The 20,969-nt window shown below is 41.9% G+C and carries 15 protein-coding genes; 12 read left to right on the top strand and 3 right to left on the bottom strand.

Going from position 1 to position 20,969, the window contains the following annotated elements; genetic code table 11:
• Positions 1-242 precede the first annotated feature (242 nt).
• From nifJ to NE664_04365, 8 genes are all read left to right on the top strand, one after another.
• Positions 243-3,779: a pyruvate:ferredoxin (flavodoxin) oxidoreductase gene (nifJ, locus tag NE664_04400; protein ID MCQ4725903.1), complete on the top strand. Its 3,537-nt coding sequence runs from the start codon at positions 243-245 to the stop codon at positions 3,777-3,779.
• A 707-nt stretch (positions 3,780-4,486) separates the two neighbouring features.
• Complete coding sequence (locus NE664_04395) at positions 4,487-4,843, top strand: arsenate reductase family protein (GenBank protein MCQ4725902.1); 357 nt, start codon at positions 4,487-4,489, stop codon at positions 4,841-4,843.
• 101 nt (positions 4,844-4,944) lie between these two features.
• Positions 4,945-5,388 (top strand): ACT domain-containing protein, encoded by a 444-nt coding sequence (locus NE664_04390; GenBank protein MCQ4725901.1) that lies wholly within the window; start codon positions 4,945-4,947, stop codon positions 5,386-5,388.
• A gap of 22 nt (positions 5,389-5,410) precedes the next feature.
• Positions 5,411-6,652: a homoserine dehydrogenase gene (locus tag NE664_04385; GenBank protein ID MCQ4725900.1), complete on the top strand. Its 1,242-nt coding sequence runs from the start codon at positions 5,411-5,413 to the stop codon at positions 6,650-6,652.
• Between the two features lie 6 nt (positions 6,653-6,658).
• Complete coding sequence (thrB, locus tag NE664_04380; GenBank protein MCQ4725899.1) at positions 6,659-7,561, top strand: homoserine kinase; 903 nt, start codon at positions 6,659-6,661, stop codon at positions 7,559-7,561.
• A 16-nt stretch (positions 7,562-7,577) separates the two neighbouring features.
• Positions 7,578-8,804, top strand: a complete 1,227-nt coding sequence (locus tag NE664_04375; GenBank protein MCQ4725898.1) for an aspartate kinase — start codon at positions 7,578-7,580, stop codon at positions 8,802-8,804.
• Between the two features lie 111 nt (positions 8,805-8,915).
• Positions 8,916-10,175: an FAD-dependent oxidoreductase gene (locus NE664_04370; protein ID MCQ4725897.1), complete on the top strand. Its 1,260-nt coding sequence runs from the start codon at positions 8,916-8,918 to the stop codon at positions 10,173-10,175.
• 247 nt (positions 10,176-10,422) lie between these two features.
• Positions 10,423-10,848: a hypothetical protein gene (locus NE664_04365; GenBank protein ID MCQ4725896.1), complete on the top strand. Its 426-nt coding sequence runs from the start codon at positions 10,423-10,425 to the stop codon at positions 10,846-10,848.
• Between the two features lie 504 nt (positions 10,849-11,352).
• Here the strand turns inward: NE664_04365 and hisC are convergent.
• The 3 genes from hisC to NE664_04350 are packed head-to-tail and all read right to left on the bottom strand — an operon-like array spanning position 11,353 to position 14,953.
• Complete coding sequence (gene hisC / locus NE664_04360) at positions 11,353-12,426, bottom strand: histidinol-phosphate transaminase (GenBank protein ID MCQ4725895.1); 1,074 nt, start codon at positions 12,424-12,426, stop codon at positions 11,353-11,355.
• A gap of 5 nt (positions 12,427-12,431) precedes the next feature.
• A complete protein-coding gene (locus tag NE664_04355; GenBank protein MCQ4725894.1) occupies positions 12,432-13,619 on the bottom strand; it encodes a pyridoxal phosphate-dependent aminotransferase in 1,188 nt (395 codons plus the stop codon).
• Positions 13,619-14,953, bottom strand: a complete 1,335-nt coding sequence (locus tag NE664_04350) for a glycosyltransferase family 4 protein (protein MCQ4725893.1) — start codon at positions 14,951-14,953, stop codon at positions 13,619-13,621. The genes NE664_04355 and NE664_04350 overlap by 1 nt, the downstream gene beginning before the upstream one ends.
• A 163-nt stretch (positions 14,954-15,116) precedes the next feature.
• Here NE664_04350 and NE664_04345 point away from each other — a divergent pair, with 163 nt between their 5' ends.
• Genes NE664_04345 through NE664_04330 form a run of 4 tightly spaced genes read left to right on the top strand, consistent with a single transcriptional unit; the run spans position 15,117 to position 20,966 of the window.
• On the top strand, positions 15,117-17,687 hold the full coding sequence (locus NE664_04345; GenBank protein MCQ4725892.1) for a hypothetical protein: 2,571 nt from the start codon (positions 15,117-15,119) through the stop codon (positions 17,685-17,687).
• Positions 17,674-18,624 (top strand): ABC transporter ATP-binding protein, encoded by a 951-nt coding sequence (locus NE664_04340; protein ID MCQ4725891.1) that lies wholly within the window; start codon positions 17,674-17,676, stop codon positions 18,622-18,624. The genes NE664_04345 and NE664_04340 overlap by 14 nt, the downstream gene beginning before the upstream one ends.
• On the top strand, positions 18,596-19,459 hold the full coding sequence (locus NE664_04335) for an ABC transporter permease (GenBank protein MCQ4725890.1): 864 nt from the start codon (positions 18,596-18,598) through the stop codon (positions 19,457-19,459). The genes NE664_04340 and NE664_04335 overlap by 29 nt, the downstream gene beginning before the upstream one ends.
• 10 nt (positions 19,460-19,469) lie before the next feature.
• Positions 19,470-20,966 (top strand): hypothetical protein, encoded by a 1,497-nt coding sequence (locus tag NE664_04330; GenBank protein ID MCQ4725889.1) that lies wholly within the window; start codon positions 19,470-19,472, stop codon positions 20,964-20,966.
• Positions 20,967-20,969 lie beyond the last annotated feature (3 nt).

The raw sequence follows: 20,969 nt of genomic DNA, 5'->3' as shown, positions 1-20,969 counted from the left end.
CGCGCAGGAATTTATTGACAATATAAATTCGATTTTTAAGTATTATATAATTGCAGGCTATATTGTACCGATAAAAAACATCTTGAGCGGGTTCATATTGAAATATAATTTTTATTGTATTATAATTAGTCAAATATAAATTTTTACCAAAGGAAATCTGCCGTGCTTTGGCGGTTTTTAAGGCGTCGGCCTTGGGCGGCTTATTGATATAAAAACTATATAGATAAAGGAGTTTTGAGAATATGTCTAAAGTAATGAAAACTATGGACGGAAACGAAGCTGCTGCATATGCGTCATATGCATTTACTGAAGTAGCCGGTATTTTCCCTATAACACCGTCATCTCCAATGGCGGAAAAAACTGACGACTGGGCGGCAAACGGCAAAAAAAATATTTTCGGCCAGACTGTTAACGTTTTGGAAATGCAGTCGGAAGCGGGAGCGGCAGGAACTGTTCATGGTTCTCTTGCGGCTGGCGCATTGACAACAACATACACTGCAAGTCAGGGTCTTCTGCTTATGATACCCAACATGTATAAAATTGCCGGCGAGCTCCTCCCATGCGTGTTCCATGTTAGCGCCCGTGCGCTTGCAAGCCATGCGCTTTCAATTTTCGGCGACCATTCCGACGTTATGGCATGCCGCCAAACAGGTTTTGCAATGCTTGCATCCAACAGCGTGCAGGAAGTAATAGATCTCGGAAGCGTTGCGCATCTTGCTACGATTAAAGGCCGCGTGCCTTTTCTCCATTTTTTTGACGGTTTCAGAACGTCGCATGAAATACAGAAAGTTGAATGTATTGATTATGACGACCTTAAAAACCTTGTGGATATGGACGCCGTTAACGCTTTTAAAAGGAACGCGCTGAACCCTGAACACCCTGTGCTTAGGGGAACGGCACAAAACCCGGATATTTTCTTTCAGGCAAGAGAAGCCTGCAACCCGTTCTATAATGATATTGTAGGCGTTACGGAAAAATATATGGAAGAAATAAGCAAGCTTACAGGCCGCGAATATAAATTGTTCAATTACTACGGCGCTCCGGATGCGGACAGGATTATCGTGGCTATGGGTTCGGCATGCGAAGCTATTGAGGAAACAATCGATTATTTAACTGCAAAGGGCGAGAAAGTCGGTTTAGTTAAAGTACATCTTTACAGGCCTTTTTCCGCAAAGCATCTTCTTGCGGCGATACCTGAAACCGTTAAGAAAATTTCCGTGCTTGACAGAACTAAAGAACCGGGCGCGCTCGGCGAGCCTCTTTATCAGGACGTATGTACGGCTATGTTTGAAGCTAAGGAACAGCCTATGGTGCTTGCGGGACGCTATGGCCTTGGTTCTAAAGACGTAACCCCGGCGCAGTTTATTGCCGTTTACGAAAATATGAAGCTTGATACGCCTAAGAACCATTTTACAATGGGTATTGTTGACGATATTACAAATCTTTCACTGCCTGTTGGCGCCGAAGTTGACGTTACAGGCGACGACGGGACTATTTCATGCAAATTCTGGGGATTGGGTTCAGACGGAACGGTAGGCGCGAATAAAAATTCGATTAAAATTATCGGCGACCATACCGATATGTATGCGCAGGCATATTTTTCATATGATTCCAAAAAGAGCGGCGGCGTAACGCAGAGCCATTTACGTTTCGGCACAAAACCGATACGCTCGACATACCTTGTTAAAACCGCGGATTTTGTTGCATGCCATAAGCAGGAATACGTTACGCTTTACGATATGTACAGCGACCTTAAACCGGGCGGCACATTCCTTCTCAACACAGAATGGAACGAGGAAGAACTTAACGAGTTAATGCCGGCTAAAATGAAGAAATACTTTGCCGAAAACAATATTAAATTCTATACGATTAACGGCACCCATATAGCAAAAGAAATCGGGCTTGGAAACAGGGTTAACTCCGTATTGCAGGCGGCTTTCTTCAAGCTTGCAAACATAATACCTATTGACGAAGCGGTTAACTACATGAAAGAAGCCATCAAAAAGAGCTACGGCAAAAAAGGCGAAAACGTGCTTAACATGAACTTTGAAGCTGTAGACAAGGGAGTCGACGGAGCCGTTAAATTTGAGATACCGGCTGAATGGGCGGACGCACAGGAAAAAGAAACCGTATCCAAAAAAGAAGTGCCCGCATTTATTAAGGACATTGTATTCCCGATTAATGCGCAGAAAGGCGACATGCTTCCCGTAAGTTCGTTTAAAGGCCGTGAAGACGGAACATTCCCTCAGGGAACAGCCGCTTACGAAAAACGCGGAGTTGCAGTTGACTTGCCTGAATGGATTGCAGAAAACTGTATACAATGCAACCTCTGCTCTTATGTGTGTCCGCATGCAACAATACGTCCGTTCCTTCTTACGGAGGAAGAGGCTGAAAACGCCCCTGACACATTTAATACAATCGAAGCAAAAGGCATTAAAAATATGCCGGGGCTCAGGTTTAAAATACAGGTTGCGGCCCTTGACTGTTTAGGATGCGGCAGTTGCGCAAACGTATGCCCGGCTAAGAATAAGGCTCTTGTTATGAAGCCGGCGTCGACACAGAAACACCAGATAGCCAACTGGGAATATGCAATAGAAAAAGTAAGCGTTAAAGAAAATGTTATGGATAAAGGCAGTGTTAAGGGCAGCCAGTTTGTACAGCCGCTTCTCGAGTTCAGCGGGGCGTGCGCCGGCTGCGGCGAAACGCCGTATGCAAAACTTATAACGCAGCTTTTCGGCGACAGGATGTATATCGCCAATGCAACGGGATGTTCTTCAATCTGGGGTGGTTCCGCTCCTTCAACGCCTTATACTACTAATCATAAAGGACACGGGCCAGCATGGGCAAATTCGCTTTTTGAAGACAACGCCGAATTTGGTCTCGGAATGGCTATGGCCGTTAAGCAGATGAGGGCTGGCCTCAAGCTTAAGCTTGAGGAACTTAAATCAATACAAAGCTGCAAAATGATGACGGAAACCATTGACGAATATATAAGCACAATGGACAATGGGGAATTAAATAAGGCGGCTTCCGAGAAACTTGTTAAACTTCTTGAAGAATATAACGGAGAAAATGAAGAAGCAAAAGCCATAATAGATCATGTTCTTGAAAATAAGGATCAGCTTGCGAAGAAAAGCCAGTGGATATTCGGCGGCGACGGCTGGGCTTATGATATCGGCTACGGCGGGCTTGACCATGTGCTTGCAAGCGGCGAGGATGTAAACGTTTTCGTATTCGATACGGAAGTTTATTCAAATACGGGCGGTCAGGCTTCAAAAGCTACGCCGGCCGGAGCGATTGCCCAGTTTGCGGCAAGCGGCAAGAAAATTAAAAAGAAAGACCTCGGCATGATGGCAATCAGCTACGGATATGTATATGTTGCACAGGTTGCAATGGGAGCTAATCCCGCACAGCTTGTAAAAGCGCTCCAAGAGGCGGAGGCTTACCCTGGTCCTTCTCTTATAATAGGATTTGCCCCATGTATCAACCACGGATATAAAATGAGCGGAGCACAGACTGAAATCAAAAAAGCGGTTGATGCAGGTTACTGGCATATGTACAGGTTTAACCCTCTTCTTAAGAAAGAAGGAAAGAATCCTTTTATATTGGATTCACCGAAAGAACCGAAAGGAAATTTCCAGGAATTTATAAGGGGAGAAGTACGTTACAGTTCGCTTCTTAGAACTTTCCCCGGAATTGCCGACGAACTTTTTGAAAAATCAGAGGAAGACGCTAAAGAAAGGCTTGCCAACTATATCAGGCTTGCCGAAAACGGCTGATTTTAACAGGCGGCAGTTTCGCAATATTATTCGGCCGAGGTTTATGGACTTTGGCCGAATAATAAATAGTTCGCGTCCGTTTACCTCGGATTGGCGCCGGCATTATTTTTTAATTCAGGCTCCGGCGCAAAATATAGTTATGAAAATTCTTTAAATGGCGTGGAATACTCTTATGATTGCGAATAACGGAGTTTGCCGCAAGATGTGCCGAAACGAATTTTATAACATATGTTATTGCGATGTATTTAAACAACATAGCAGCCATTAAATTTGATATGGATTTTAAGGCGCCTAACGCCGGTATTAAACCGCCTTTAGGCGCCTTTTTAATGGGGATAGATAAAGGCGCGCAGGAAACGCGGTTTATGCCCTTGTAAACTGAAGCTGTTAATAGTTTAATTATACTTTCGGCGTTTAAATTATTTTGCTGTAATGGATGAAGCCGTAAATTTTATATTAAATTACGATATGCGGTAATATTTAAGAAATTGGGACCGCGGCATGTATGTGCTAAACAGTTTCCGTATGAAGAAGAAATACAAATTTGAGAAGGGAACGGCTTTTTAGCCTGAAATATTAATTTTATATTTGCCGGTTGCGCAAAAAAGGCAGGATTTTGCTGAATTATGTAATGTTTTTAATGATTTTTTCGTAACTTTGTGATATACTTATGCGAAAAGGCCAATTTTAAAACAGAGGTGGTTTTAATGTATTTATTTTTAGAATATCCAAAGTGTTCAACATGCCGCAAAGCAAAAAAATGGCTCGACGAAAACAAAATTGAATATACCGACAGGCACATTGTCGAACAGAACCCAACTTCTGAGGAGCTTAAAAAGTGGATTGAAAAAAGCGGAATGCCAGTTAAAAAGTTTTTTAATACCAGCGGCAATTTATACAAATCCATGCAGTTAAAAGATAAGCTTCCCGAAATGACGGAGGAAGAACAGATACAGATCCTCTCGACAAACGGCATGCTTGTTAAAAGGCCTCTTGTTATAGGGGGAGATATCGTTTTGGCAGGCTTCAAGGAAGAAGAATGGGACGCCTTAAAACAAGGGTGATATTTAATATATAAAATAAATTGCTTGAAAGCTCTCTGAATTCGTGCTATAGTCTACAGTAGAAAAACAAATGTATTTCACTTCGTGTGTGGAGGTTAGCTATGAGAGAAGATAAAAATTTTTATATTGTTGACAAGAGTGTGCTTCCAGAAATATTCCTAAAAGTTATGGATGTTAAAAATCTGCTTGAAAGCGGCAAAGAAAGGACAGTCCAGGAAGCTGTTTTGAAAGTAGGTATCAGCAGGAGCGCATTTTATAAATACAGGGATGCGGTTTTTCCGCTTTATGAAAATACGAGGGGAAAAACCGTGACATTTGCTGTGAAGCTTGACGATACAAAAGGAGTTTTATCCTGCGTGTTAAACGGAATTGCAGAAGCGGGGGCAAATATATTAACAATAAATCAGAATATACCGATAAACGGCATAGCTAACGTTACTATAACAATAGAAACTGACGCGATGGAAACGGATTTAGGGATGCTAATCAGCGAAGTGGAGAAGTTAAGCGGCGTTCAGTATTTTAAAATTATAGCAAGGGAATAATGACCTGTTTGGAGGTAAAGTTATGAAGAATATTGCAATTTTGGGGTTTGGAACTGTCGGAAGCGGAGTTTATGAAGTTGTAAAAGAAAATTCGGATGTTTTAAAAGATAAAACAGGCCACGATATATGCGTAAAGCGTGTGCTTGATTTAAGGAAATTTCCCGGACATGAAGTTGAAAGAATATTAACCGATAATTTTGACGAAATATTATCCGACCCGGATATCGACGTTGTAGTAGAAGTTATGGGTGGGATTGAGCCGGCTTTTACGTTTAGCAGGAAAGCTCTTGAAAAGGGGAAAAGCGTTGTAACAAGCAATAAGGCTCTTGTTGCGAAACATGGTCCAGAGCTTTTGAAAACCGCAAAAGAGAACAACGTAAGCTACCTTTTTGAAGCCAGCGTAGGCGGCGCTATACCGATTTTAAGGCCGCTTGCAGTCTGCCTTACAGCCGATAGGATTGAAGAAATATACGGCATATTAAACGGCACGACAAATTATATATTATCGAAAATGGCAAGTGAAGGCGAAGCCTTTGAGGACGTGCTTAAAACGGCGCAGAAACTCGGGTATGCCGAGGCCGATCCTACGGCGGACGTTGAAGGACATGACGCGTGCCGTAAAATAGCAATACTTTCATCTATAGCTTTCGGCGGGACTGTAAATTTTGAGGAAATTTATACGGAAGGCATTTCCAAAATAACTTCAGCCGATATAGATTATGCAAAAGAAGCCGGGCTGGTTATAAAGCTTATTGCAAGCAGCAAAAAGACAGAGTCGGGCGTTAAAGCTATTGTAAGCCCGTGCCTTTTAAGGCTTGAGCATCCGCTTGCAAGCGTTAACGACGCATATAATGCAATATTTGTTAAAGGGAATATGAGCGGCAATACAATGTATTACGGCAGCGGCGCAGGGAAACTCCCCACAGCCAGCGCTGTTATGGCAGACGTTGTCGACGTAATTTTGCATGAAGGCTCAACGGTCGCCGTGCATTGGGAATATAACAAAACGGTATGCGTTGAAAATATTATGGACTGCCCTGTTAATGCGATTGTACGGGCGGCATTTTCAGACAGGGACAAAGCGCGCGGCGCTGTTAAAGACATATTTGATGAAGCTGAATTTATCAGCGTTGACAAATACAGGGACGAATTTGCTTTTATTTCCGGAGAGCAGACTGAAAAAGGGCTTTTAGACAAGATCGAACGTCTCAAAATGGCAGGCTGCATAAGCGAAATTAGAAATGTAATCCGTATGGAGGGGTAATTTAAAATGAAACATATAATTGTGCCGGCGACTTCCGCAAATATGGGTTCCGGTTTTGACAGTATCGGCATTGCCTTTCAAAAGTATAACCACCTTTGGTTTATAGAGATAGAAGAAGGCCTTGAAATTTTAATTAACAGGAAACAGAAACTGAAAATACCTACGGATAAAAATAACCTTATTTATAAAACAATGGTTGGTTTTTATGAACTTATAGGGAAGCAGATGCCGGGAGTGCGGCTTATACAGGAGGACTACATACCTTTAACAAGGGGGCTGGGCAGCAGCGCGGCGTGTATAGTTGCGGGCCTTATGGCGGCAAATGATATTTCGGGATGTAATTACTCTAAAGAGGAGCTTGCGCAGATTGCCGCAAAAATCGAAGGGCATCCCGATAATTCAAATCCCGCTCTTTTGGGCGGTATGGTTGTAGGGGCGCTCGATAAAGAAGAAATGCGCCACGTTAAGCTTAAAATGCCCGAAAATCTTTCGTTTGCGGTTATGGTGCCGGATTTTCCGGTAGAAACAGAAAAGTCAAGGGGAGTCCTGCCATATACTGTAACTAGGAAGGACGCAATATTTAACTCATCAAGGGCGGCTCTTCTTGTAGCTTCAATGATAACCGGAAACATAGATAACCTCAAAATGGCCATGGACGACAGGCTCCACCAGCAGTACCGCCTTCCGCTCATTCCGGGTATGGCGGATATATTTAAAATGGCTGACGTCTTTGGCTCAAAAGGATCTTATTTAAGCGGCGCGGGACCCACGCTTGTAAGCGTGCTTACAGACGATACGGTAAGCGGTTTCTCAGAAAAAATGAACGGGTACCTAAGCACAATACCTCATAAATGGACTTTAGAGGTTTTAAAACCGGATCTTGAAGGGGCCAGAATTATATCAGAATAAGAATGGGGGAAATATTTTGTTAGTAGTACAGAAATACGGCGGCAGTTCGGTTGCCGATGCCGAGAGGATTTTTAATGTAGCGGGCAGGATTGCGGAGTGCTACGATCAGGGCAATGATGTGGTTGTAGTTCTTTCCGCACAAGGCGATACAACGGATGATTTGATCGCAAAAGCCGCTGAAATCGATCCGAATGCATCCAAAAGAGAAATGGATATGCTCCTTTCTACGGGCGAGCAGCAATCGGTTGCGCTTATGGCCATGGCTTTGAATAAAATGGGGTATGCCGCGGTTTCGCTTAACGCAATGCAGGTTGGGATAAGCACTACAAGCGAATATTCAAATGCAAAAATAAAGCTTATTAGCCGCGGCAGGATTGAGCAGGAGCTTGAAAGGAAAAATATAGTTATTGTTACAGGATTCCAGGGCATTAACAAATATGAAGATATTACAACTCTCGGAAGAGGCGGATCAGACACGTCGGCCGTTGCGATTGCCGCCGCTTTGAGGGCAGATAAATGTGAAATTTATACGGACGTAAACGGAGTATACACAGCTGATCCGCGTGTGGTAAAGGATGCAAGGAAAATTGACGAAATAAGCTACAGCGAAATGGCGGAGCTTGCTTCTCTTGGGGCAAAAGTACTTCATACGCGTTCTGTTGAGATAGCTCAAAAATACAATGTGGAATTGGTTGTGCGTTCCAGCCTGACAAGAGAAGAAGGTACGGTTATTAAGGGGGAAAACAGTGTGGAAAAGATACTTGTAAGCGGCGTGGCTTCCGACAAGGACGTTGCGAGGGTTACTATTGAAGGTATAGACGATAAACCGGGAAAAGCATTTGAAGTTTTTGCTTTGTTTGATAAAAAGAAAATCTCCGTTGATATTATAATACAGTCGATAGGCCGCGGCGGCACGAACGATATTTCATTTACTATTGAAAAAAGTTCGCTTAAAAATGTTATACAGCTTTTGGAAGAGTATAAAGAAAAATTAGGCGCAAAGAAAATAACGTTTGATGATAAGATTGCAAAAGTTTCCATTGTAGGAGCGGGCATGGCGACACATTCGGGCGTTGCAAGCCTTATGTTTGAGGCGTTGTATGACGCGGGAGTAAATATTAAGATGATTTCAACTTCTGAGATAAAAATTTCCGTGCTTATAGATGAAAAGGACGAAGAAAGCGCTTTAATTGCAATACATGACAAGTTTCAGCTTGCAATGCAGAGCTTAAGACAAAATTAAATATCAGCATAAAAGCCCGGACTAATCCCCGGGCTTTTTGTTTTAAGGAATAAATAATTCACAGTATGAATATATTAAACATATTTTGAATTATTATTCCGGAGGGAAATAATGAAAGTTATAGTTGCAGGAGGCGGATGGGCAGGATGCGCCGCCGCATATGAAGCGGCGAAATCGGGCGCGGAAACGACAATTTTAGAAAGAGCAGACAAACTTTTGGGAACAGGCCTTTCAGGCGGTATTATGCGCAATAACGGGCGTTTAACGGCAGAATATGAACTGACGGCAATGGGCGGGGGAAAACTTTTCGAGGTTATAGACAGAAATATTATCCACAGGGGCATAAATTTTCCCGGACATTTGCATGCCGACTTATACTGTGCCGAAAAAATGTACGGCGATATTGAAAGACTGCTTTTGGAAACAGGGGTTGAAATAAAATATTTTTCAAGGCTGTCGAAAGCCGTTGTGAAAGGCATGGAGATAATTCAAGCGGAAACGGACGACGGAACTGTATATAAAGGCGACGTATTTATTGACGCCACGGGGAGTGCCGGGCCTTGTGAAAACTGTATAAGATATGGGAACGGATGCGCCTCATGTTTACTTAGATGCCATGATTTCGGAGGAAGGATAAGCCTTTCGGCATTGGCAGGGGCTAGCCTTTACAACAGTGTAGGGCATGACGGAGGATTTGGGGCAATGAGCGGTTCTTGTAAAATTTATAAACGAACATTAAGCAGCGATATTGTGCGTGAACTGGATGAAAACGGTTTTGTGGTAATACCGGTTCCGATTGGAATGAGAGAAAACCATATTAACATAAAGGCATGCCGGCAATATTCCGACAAGAGTTATGCCGAAAATCTTATATTGCTTGACACAGGCGAAGCAAAGCTTATGTGCCCTTATTTCCCTTTGAAAAAGCTAAGACGTATAAAAGGTTTTGAAAATGCCGTATACGAGGATCCACAAATCGGCGGCAATGGGAACTCAATGCGTTTTTTTGACATGGTTAAACGTGATAATGCGATGAAAGCAGATAATGTAAAGAATTTATTTGCAGCGGGCGAAAAAGCCGGCCCGCTTGTAGGGCATACTGAGGCTATAGTTACAGGAACAATAGCCGGACATAACGCCGTGTTATGTTCAAAAGGCTTAGAACAGGCTGTTATTTCAAGAAATACGGCCATAGGAGAGGCAATAGCTTATGTAAACGATTGCGTGACGTCATACGACGGGCTGAAAAATAAATATACGTTTTCAGGTTCGGTTCTGCTGGAACATTTAAACGTATGCGGACTTTATACCAGCGGCTTTTCTGAAATTAAAGAAAGGGTCAGACGGGAGGGGCTTGAAAATATATTTTGACGGTTTTAAATAACGGTATGCTTTTTGAAATAAAGAAATGTTATGTAATGGTTCCGAATGAATTTTCTGGAACATGAAAACTTATTTGAAATAAATGAAAAAGCCTTCAGATATCCGGTTAATGTGTTGAAAAAGACGTTAATAAGCAGTATATTTTAGATGGGATATAGCTGTTTTAGAAAATCAGCGGTTTAATTTTTGATGTACGCCGATAAATTAAGCGATATTTTTATAAGGGTGACTTGTTATGAAAGTAAAATATAAATTTCAATCAAATATACCTTACAGCCTGCACGACATGAGGGTGTGCGGCATGGAAAAGGAAGGGAAAAAATCATTAAGGATTAATTTTGAGAACGGTTATGTGGAGTGCTGGGAGCCGTTTAAACAGGTAAATGGCTCAGTTATTATTGAGGACGTGGATTTTGATTGCTGCAAAGTTTATATTTTAAGTCCAAATGGCGGTTTTGGAAATTTTGACGGCGAAAAAATGGAACTTTTAAACTTTATAGAACGGTATAATCAATGTACTTTTGAATTTATTGATGAAACTTATGGTTACAATCAAGTAAATTATTCGGGTTATTTGTCGATACCGGATAAGAAAGATTTGATAGAATTTAATATTTCGATTTATTATGAAGGAAATATTGTTTATGAAACGGAAAACTGATTTCTTGGACATATTAATCATTGGTTTAGCAGGAAACTGCATGGAAGTCATGAAAAGTAAGTTTTCAGCATAACAGGTAAATAACGGTGTAATATGCGGTTCCCGCAGGTAAGATTTGATTTATTTGACTTTTATATTAACTAAAGAATTTTACGGTATTTTACTTTCAGGTTACAGGTCATATGCTCCGCCGGGTAGAGTTCTCTGTTCTTATGTTACCTTCAGTTTACAAGGGCATACACGGTTGAGAACAGTGTCGGAGGTTTAAAAGCAAGGAAAAAGTATGAGACGCGGCCGAAACGTCGTCAAAGGCTTTTGACTCATATGTTATGCCGCTAATGCCGTTTTTTACCGTGTATGTCAAATTGAAGGAATAATTATGAAAAAATATATTAAAGCTTTTAAAGAAAATGCGCTGTGCGGAAAATAATGTATTTTCCACAGGCGCATTTTACTTTTGGCGGATTTAATTTTTTAAATTTTAGCCGTTTGGACGTTAATCGGTTAACAGCCTGACAGTGACGATAAATACCTTTTGATAAAGTTAAGAAATATATCCATTTGCTCGTCGGTGCCGATTGTTATTCGAAGGAAGTTGTCTATACGAGGAAGATCGAAATACCTTATATAAATATTTTCTTTCTTTGCGGCTTCAAACAGGGATTTTGCATTTACATCCGGCTTTGAAGCGAAAACAAAGTTTGAATGGGATGGAAAAACAGTAAATCCAAGTCCTTTTAGTTCCTGTGAAAACCGTTCCCTTGTGCGAATAACCTTGTTAATCGTATTTTTAAAATAAGCGTCGTCTTCTACTGACGCTACACCTGCCGCAATGGCCACGCTGTCGATAGGGTATGAATTATAGCAGTTTTTAACGGCCTTTAAAAGGCTTATAAGTTCAGCGCTGCCGAATGCGGCTCCGATTCTCATTCCCGCAAGCGAGCGTGATTTTGAAAACGTCTGCACAACTATCAGGTTGTCATATTTATTTATCAGCTCGATAGCGCTGTATCCGCCGAAATCCACATAGGCCTCGTCTATTATAACTATAACGTCCCTGTTGTGATCCAATATATCTTCTATAAATCCGCGGCCTTCGCTTATGCCGGTGGGGGCGTTCGGATTTGGAAGAATAACGCCGCCGTTAGCGGAATAATAGTCCTTTGGGTTAATTATAAAATTTTTGTCAACAGATTTTGTTTCATACGGTACGTTGAAAAGTCGGCACCATACGGGATAAAACGAATATGTAATATCGGGAAAAAATATCGGCTTGTCCGAATTAAAAAACGCGAGATAACTTAACGCAATAACTTCATCGGAACCGTTTCCCACAAAAACTTGATTAACGTCAAGGCCGTGGTACTGTGCAAGGGCCTCCGTAAGCGCATAAGCGGACGAGCTTGGATAAAGGCAGAGCTTTTCCGCTTCAAATCCCTTTATTGCTTCAATTACTTTGGGAGAAGGCGGGTATGGATTTTCATTTGCATTAAGTTTTATAATATCATTGTTTTTGCTTTGTTCGCCGGGCGTATACGGCTCCACGGCGCGCAGTTTGTCGCTGAATGGTTTATTCATGTCGGTTACCTCGAAAATTTTTCTTTTAAAGCTTTGAAGCTTTCTTTGGAATTGATAATTGTTTCATAAGGTACGCAGTACGCCATCCTGAAATAGCCGGGGCATCCGAATGATGAACCGGGAACTATAAGAAGGCGGAATTCTTTTGCGGCTTGGCAAAAGGCGACGTCGTCGTCTATAAGGGCTTTGGGGAACACATAAAAAGCTCCGTCTGGACGCACAAATTCATACCCCAATTCCGTTAATATATCAATAACAGCGTCAAGATTTTTCTTGTATACTGATACGTCTACACTTTCGTTAAGGCAGTGAGGTATGACTTTCTGCCAAAGTGTAGGCGCATTTACAAAGCCGGAGATACGGTTTGCACAGCTGAGTGCGGAAACCATATCTTCAAAGCCGTCAATTTTATCATGGATTGTTACATAACCAATCCTTTCGCCCGGAAGGGACAGGCTTTTGCTGTATGAATATGCAATAAACGTATGGTCGTAGAAATCGGGCACGAAAGGTATATTAAAATCTCCGTAGAAAAGTTCCCTGTAAGGCTCGTCGCTTATGATATAAATTGGATGGCCAATTTCTTCTTCTTTTGCTTTCAGAATACCGCCGATCTTCGTTAAAGTTTCCGCCGAGTAGATAACGCCCGTAGGGTTATTAGGGGTGTTGATTATAACGGCTTTTGTCTTTTCCGTAAGCTTTTTCTCAAATTCTTCAAGATTTGGCTGGAAAGTTTCTTTGTTTGGCGATATTTCTACAATTTTTCCGTCATAGTTGCCGGCGTAAGCCCTGTATTCGCCGAAATATGGGGCGAATACAACCACTTCGTCTCCCGGGTTTATAATGCTTTTTAATATTATATTCAAAGCGGCGGCCGCTCCGGTAGTCATGACAATATTGTTTTCATTATAATCAGTGCCGTGGAGTTTATTGCATTGAAGGGCAAGCGCAAGGCGCACGTCTTCAAAGCCAAGGTTGTTGGGATAGCCGTGAAGGATATTCGGGCTTGTTTCTTCTAGAACTTTTATAACGGCGTTTTTTACGGATTTCGGGGCTTCGACGCTCGGATTGCCAAGGCTGAAATCATATACGTTTTCAGCGCCGTATTCAGCGGCCATTTTTTTGCCTTCTTCAAACATGGCCCTTACTGCCGAACTTCCTGATACAAAGGTCTGCATTTTATCTGATATCATTATTGATTACCTCCGTTTTCGTTCTTTTCAATATATTCTTTAACGGCTTTTGCCGGGTTTAAAGCTATTTTCGTTATTTTGCGGTTAACGCTTTTTATTTTAATATATTCATATTCCGCCATACGGAATATAGAGTTTACGGCTCGTTTTGTAGATTGGAAATGGGCGTGCGAAACAGGATTTTCCAGAAGCGTTTTTTTATAAAGCGCTTCTATATTTTTGGCAAAAGTTTCTTCCGAAAGGGATTCGGAAAAATTGCTGCCATGAGATAAAAGAATATCCCTTAATTCCGTATTTTCAAGTATTTCCAATATCTTGTGCGGCAGTTCGCTGTCATCGCTGAATACAATTCCCGTTTTGCCGTCTTCGATAACGCCTTTCAAACAGTCGTCTTTTTTTGCCACCACCGGAAGCCCCGCCGCCATTGCTTCAACAAATGTTAGGCCCTGCGTTTCGGATATGGATGCGCTTACAAAAACGTTGCCGAGTTGATAATACCTGCCTATTTCATCCCAAGGCTTTGCTCCGGCAAATATAACTTTGTCTTCGATTTTAAGCTCTTTTGCGAGGTGTTCGAGATTTTTTCTGTATGGGCCGTCGCCGACTATAAGGAGTTTGGCTTTTTTTTCTTTTTCAAAAACGTACGGCATAGCCTTAATAACTGTGTCAATGCTTTTTTCTTTTGCGATTCTTCCGAGAACAAGTATTATTTTATCGTTTTCGCCAAGCCCCATTGAATTGCGGAGCGTTACGGTTTCTTCGTGAGGATAATTGCCTTTTCTGAATTTGCTTATGTTTATGCCTGTAGGTATAACGTGGATAGGCTTTGTAACACCGTACTCAATTAATGAATCCTTAACTTTTTCTGTCGGTGCGACAATATTTGAAGCAAAGTTGCAGAAAAGCCTGCTGAACGAATGGGCCATATTCGGCGTTATAAGCGCGCCGTTGACAATGTAGTGGACATAGTCTTCATACATAGTGTGGTATGTGTGTACCATCGGTATGCCCAAAACTTTTGAAAGGGTTTTGCCAAACATGCCGAGTGAGAATTCAGTCTGTGTGTGTATTATGTCAAGTTTGAGTTTAGTTATTTTAGCAAGCTCCTTCGGAGAATACAGAAGCCCGAAACGGTATTGATGTACGAATATGCACGGCATGCTGGGCATGCGTATAACGTCTTTTTCGTTCTGATCCTTATTTTTTGGATCTTGAGGGGTAAATATATATACGTTATGGCCCATGGCCCTGAGGTTTTTGGCAAGCGTGAATGTTGAAGTAGCAACGCCGTTTATTTGTGGGAAATATGTGTCTGTAAATAAACCAATATTCAATTTTAAGTCTCCTTTATTAAAGGGATTTTTAAGAATAACTCAAAGTAATTTTAATACAAATTTATGAAATTAGCAACTAAAAGTATGTTATACTAAAACATATAGATTAACGATAAATTTACTGAAACATGTGAAAAAATTTTTAGTTAGGAGGGCATTTGTAATGAAAAGTAAAAACGGCAGGGGAGGAAAAAAGCTTCTTGCTTCGGCGCTTGCGGTTATATTGGTACTGTCGCTTATTATAAGTATTTTTGTTCCGTTTTTCGGCGGGCAGGCATATGCTATGACACAGACGGCGGAGGAAGTTGCTGTAGAGGAAGGAACGGTTTCCCAAAACAGAGCGCCGAAGGAACTGCTGCCGGGCTATATAGACGTTAAAGCTGAAATAGGGTTTGACAACCAGTATATAGTGGAAAAAAAGACTCCTTTCAGATTTATTGTTTCTAACAGCGGAGAAGACCTGAAAGGGGAACTCCAGATTAAAGTTTATACATATTATGATGACGACAGCTGGAGACCAAGCGAATATTCGGTTTACTATGTTCCTGTTGAAATAAACAAAGGCGGCGTAAAAGAGGTTGAAATTAACGCTTATGTGCCGGTTGTATCAAGTTTTTTTACTGTAAGCATTACGGATGAGAAAGGCGGCAGCGTCTACGTTAAAAATTTCAGCGTTTCTGCTAAAACTCCCGAAATGAGATGGACGGGCGTTTTAAGCGAAACGCCGGAAGAACTCGGTTATTTGGAGGAGCTTAATACAATATACAATGAAGAAACAAAATATTATGACGGCGTGGAGCATTTTAAGACAGTATATTTGGACAAAGACACATTCCCGCGGGACGCGGCCGTATTGGATAATTTCAGGATTTTGATTATAAACAATTTTAATACGCGTTCTTTAGACGAGGAACAGCTTGAAGCGCTTGAGGAATGGATATTTGGCGGCGGTACGCTTATCGTAGGCGCCGGAGCGGGAGCGAAAAAAGCAACCGACGGCCTCGGCGGAATATTTACCGTTAAAGGCGAAACGGATGTAAACGCCGTTTCGGCGTCCGTTATGGAAGTTGCGGGGGGAATAGATGCAAAAAGCGGTTCCATTAATGTAAACGGACTTAAACTTGACGGAGGAAACAATATTTTTGAAACGATGCCGTATGCCCAGAAAAAAGAAATAGGGGACGGCTGCGCAGTTTTGCTGAATTTTGATATGGGCGGCGCCGATATAAGAGAAATTGAAGGGATTTTAACCGTTTATGATTTAATATACAAGTCTGCCGTTCCGAAACTCCTTTCCATTGAAGAGGATTACAACGGTTATGATTATGATACAAATTACGCTCCGCCTTATAATTATATCGACAGGTTTGCCCCTCAAGGAGGAAGCATGCTTTCGGTTATGTTCATGATAATAGCGGCTTACATATTGCTTATAGGTCCGGTTATTTATATTGTTCTTAAAAAGAAAGATAAGCGTGAAAAGGCGTGGATTATTATCCCTGTGACGGCGGTTATGGTAACCGTCGGAGTTTATGCCTTGGGTTCCGGCAGTTATTACAGAAAAGGCATTGCAAATTTTGTTTCGGAGATAAAGCTTGAAAGCGGACTGCCGGCGGCGGAAGCAACCATATATGCCGGAATTAAATCGGGAAGCGGCGGCAACGTCAATTTTACCGCCGAAGAAAGCGTTTCGGTTTCGACATTTACCGATCCGTACTATTATGGATACAGCGGCGGCGATACGGCGGAAGAAATTTGTAAGGTTAAAGTAAATGCGGAAGCCAACCGGGCTGATTTAACTTTTTTCAATTCATCTATGTGGGATACAAACAAGTTTTCGATAAAGAAAAATATAGATATGGGAGGGGCGCTTACTGCCGATGTGGATTTTGACGGCAAAACATATAAAGGCGTTGTTACCAATACAAGCAATGTCGATTTTTATGACGTTGTGCTTGAAATGAAAGGCGGGTATGCACTTATCGGCGATTGCCTGGCAGGGGAAACTGTCGAAATAAACTGTGCCGAAACTGAACAGGCTTATACATATGATTTGTACGATACCATGAAGCAGATTTTTGGAGTGGACTATTATGATCCGTCCGTTTCAAAGGAAGAAATTTTTTCAAAATGGCTGCAAACAAGGCTTTTAATGGATTATTCGGAGTCTGCGGCATTCAGCCGTTATTCAATGAACGATGAAGAGATAGCTTTAAATCTAAGGCTGTTTGCATTTAACAATGATGAAATTATGGGCGGGGGAAAATATATTAACGGAAGGGAAGTTAATGAAGAATGGAATAACGTATTTGTTATGGAAGCGCCCGTTAAATATTCTCTTTCGGAAGATTGGGAAATACCGGCCGGATTTATTGAGCCTTTAAGCATACTTGACGAGGACGGATTTGAATGTGGCAGAGGAAGTTACGGAGGTTTCAGCGAATATATATATGTTTATCCGGCAGGGGAAGTGTACGCTGATTTTTATGTACCGGAATTTGCGGATGCATTTTCTGTTTCATGGCCTGTAAGCAATATGATGGAAGGCAGTCCGATGATTTTTAACGTGAAAATGCAGGATTGGGAGGAAATAGGAGACGATTTCTACGAAAACGTATCGGACTATACCGATGAAGGCGGTATTATAAAGCTTAAAGTTAAAGGCGTTGACGATGCGGAGCTTCAGATTCCGAGCATAGGATTGAAAGGGGGAAAAACAGATGCTGGAAATTAACGGCCTTGTGAAGTCTTACGGCAAGTTTACGGCTGTAAACAACTTGTCTTTTAAAATAGAAAAAGGCGCTGTTTTCGGTTTTGTAGGCCCTAACGGGGCCGGAAAAACCACTACCATGAAGATAATGGCAGGGCTTTTGGGCGCTACAAGCGGAAGCATTTTAATAGACGGGCTTGACGTTGTAAAAGACAAAAAGCTCTTAAAAGAAAAAATGGGATATATGCCGGACTTTTTCGGCGTATACGATAATCTTAAAGTGAGCGAATACATGGACTTTTACGCCGGAACATACTATATACCGTACAGCAAAAGGCCCGCTCTTATAGACGGATTGCTTGAACTGGTGGACCTTACAGAAAAAAAAGATTTCTATGTCGATTCCCTTTCAAGGGGAATGAAGCAGAGGCTCTGCCTTGCAAGGAGCCTTATACATGATCCCGAAATACTGCTGCTTGACGAGCCGGCAAGCGGACTTGATCCAAGGGCGAGGGTTGAACTTAAAGAAATACTGAAAAATCTCGGCTCCATGGGCAAAACAATTATAATAAGTTCCCATATATTGCCGGAGCTTGCCGAAATGTGTACGGAAATAGGGATAATAGACAAAGGCGTTATGAAAGCTCAGGGCACAGTACAGCAAATAATGCGTATGTTAAGCAAAAAACGCCGCATTGAAATTAAACCGTTTGAAAATATGGCGGGGCTTGTGGGAATTTTAAAGGAACTTCCTGATATTTGCGCCATAACGGAAAACAACGATACCGTAGAGATCGATTTTGAAGGAGACGACGCAAGGCTTGCCGCTATACTTAAAGAGCTTGTAACAGGCGGCATACCGATACTTTCATTTAGGGAAAGAGAAGGCAACCTTGAAGAAATATTTATGGAGATAACGGGAGGCGGACAAAATGATGCTAAATCCGATATTAAGGCGTGAAGCCCGGACTTCTTTAAGAAGTTGGAAAATATTTTTGGTAATATGTTTATACGTTGGATTTATAGCCGGCGTTTCATACCTGTTTTTGAAGGTATCTATGTGGTCGTCTGTATACAGCGGTTTTGACCCTAAATCAGTGATCGCGCTTTATGCTCTGCTATCGGGCTTTCAGTTTGGAGCGATCCTTATAATTACCCCCGCCCTTACATCAGGGAGCATAAGCGGGGAAAGAGAACGCCAGACGCTGGATCTGCTTATTGTAACAAAAATGAAGCCGTTTTCCATAGTGTTCGGAAAGCTTGTAAGCGGGATAGGAATTATACTGCTTCTAATAATTGCTACTATGCCCGTATATGCGGTTATGTTTTATTTCGGCGGCGTTAAGATTACGGATATATTGGTAATGACGGGATTTGTGCTTGCAACAAGCTGTTTTGTCGGATCGATGTCGATTATGTTTTCGTCTGTGTACAAAAAAACGATAGTTTCAATGATTGTAGTTTATATCATAACAGGTTTTCTTTGTTTCGGAACATGGATTCTTTTACTTGTATATCATGGCGTATATATCCAAGGGTATCTTGAACTTTATGATTATTTTAGTATAAAAGCGTTTTACGGCACGATGTTCTTAAACCCGGCGGCAGGATTTTTCTCTCTTGTTGACAGTCAGCTGGGCACGGGAATATTTTCCCAGCTTATATATAACTACGGATCTGGAACGGCTGCCATTGTGCCGATATGGATTGTAAATATTATTGCCGAACTTGTATTTTCGGTTATATTCCTAAAAATAGCGGCCGCTAGGATTAATCCGCTTAATAAGAGAAAGTAAGGTGCAATATATGGATGAATTTAAAAGTATGCTTTCGCCTTTAAAAAGGAAATTGAATATTGAAAAATGGCTGGGATATTTTTTAAATTCAGCCGTTGTATGCCTGGCCGTTATATTGCCGGCCATTATTGCGTCTAAATTTTTTTATATCAAAAATTTTAAATATATAATGGCCGGGATAATATGCGTATTTACGGTCGTGCCGTTTCTGCGCGTCGTCTTGAAGCCCGTTTCTTTTATGGAAACCGCAAAAGCCGGGGATAAGCTTGGGCTTGAGGACAGGCTTGCGACGGCTTATGAAATATTCGAGAACGGAAATGACGGAAACATCTGTATGCTGGCTGTCAGCGACGCTTTTGAACACGGCAGGAAAGCTGATTTAAGCAAAGCGTATAAAATAAAATTCCCCAAAAAGCCTGTTAAAATAATTGCGGCGCTTTTAGCCGCCGTTTTAGCGGCAGGATTTGTCGACAACCCTTATAAAGAGGATATAAGGCCTATGGTTGAGCCGCAGGTTAGGCAGCTTGAGGAAATAAAAAAAGTTTTAAACAGTGAGAAAGAAATCGGCAAAGAAGAACTAAATAAAGTTAACAAAGAAATAAATTCAATAATTAAAGAGCTTGAGCAGTCGGTTTCTAAAAAGGAGGCGCTTTCAAATCTTGATAAGGCGCAGCAGCAGATGAAGAACCTTGAAAAAACGGGAGCTGTGAAAGATTTGAAATCCATAAGCCAAAGCCTTGAAGGCAATGAAACGGGCGAAGCTTTAAAAAACGCTATTGAAAGCGGCGACGCCGGGCAGATTGACAAAGGCCTTGAAACGATGAATGAGAAAGCGCGAAACCTTACTGACGAAGAACTGGAGAATCTGCTCAAAGAATTAGGAAACGCCGCCGAAGGAATTGACGATCAGGAACTTAAGGACGCTTTGCAAAGTTATGCAGGCGAACTTTCTTCAGGAAATTTCAACAGTTCGTCAAACGGGCTTAAAAATCTTTCGGGTGAGATTTCTAAGGCGGTTAAGCAGAGTGAAAGCCTACAGAGCGCTGTGGACGATATTAATAAAACGTTAGCCGAAGCATCTGAAGCGGTACAGAACGGTTCAGGCCAAAATCAGTCAGGCTCCCAACAGCAGTCAGGAAAAGACGGCGTTGGGGGGCAAAACGGCCAAAACGGACCGGGAGGCTCAAACAGCGGAAGCGGACAGGGAGAAAACAACGGCAGTGGACGCGGCAGCGGACATGCCGAACCGGAGGCGGAACTTTCCCGCGACGCGCAAAATAAAGCCGGATATGACACAAAGGTTGAAGGAGCCGAAAACGACGGCGGTCAGACTGAAATGACAATGCATAAGGCGGCAGGCACGGAAGGCGGGCTTGTACCGTACGAGGAAGTTATAAGCGAGTATAAGGAAGAAGCGATTAAAAGCATTGAAGATTCTACCGTGCCGTACGGTATGAAAGAGCTTGTTGCGGATTACTTTTCAGAGCTTGAGAATGAGGGGGAATAAAAT

Origin of the sequence: Anaerotignum faecicola (assembly GCA_024460105.1) — a bacterium.
GTDB lineage: Bacteria > Bacillota > Clostridia > Lachnospirales > Anaerotignaceae > JANFXS01.
Note: the sequence above shows the minus strand (reverse complement) of the source record. Positions and strands in the feature narration are given on the sequence as shown.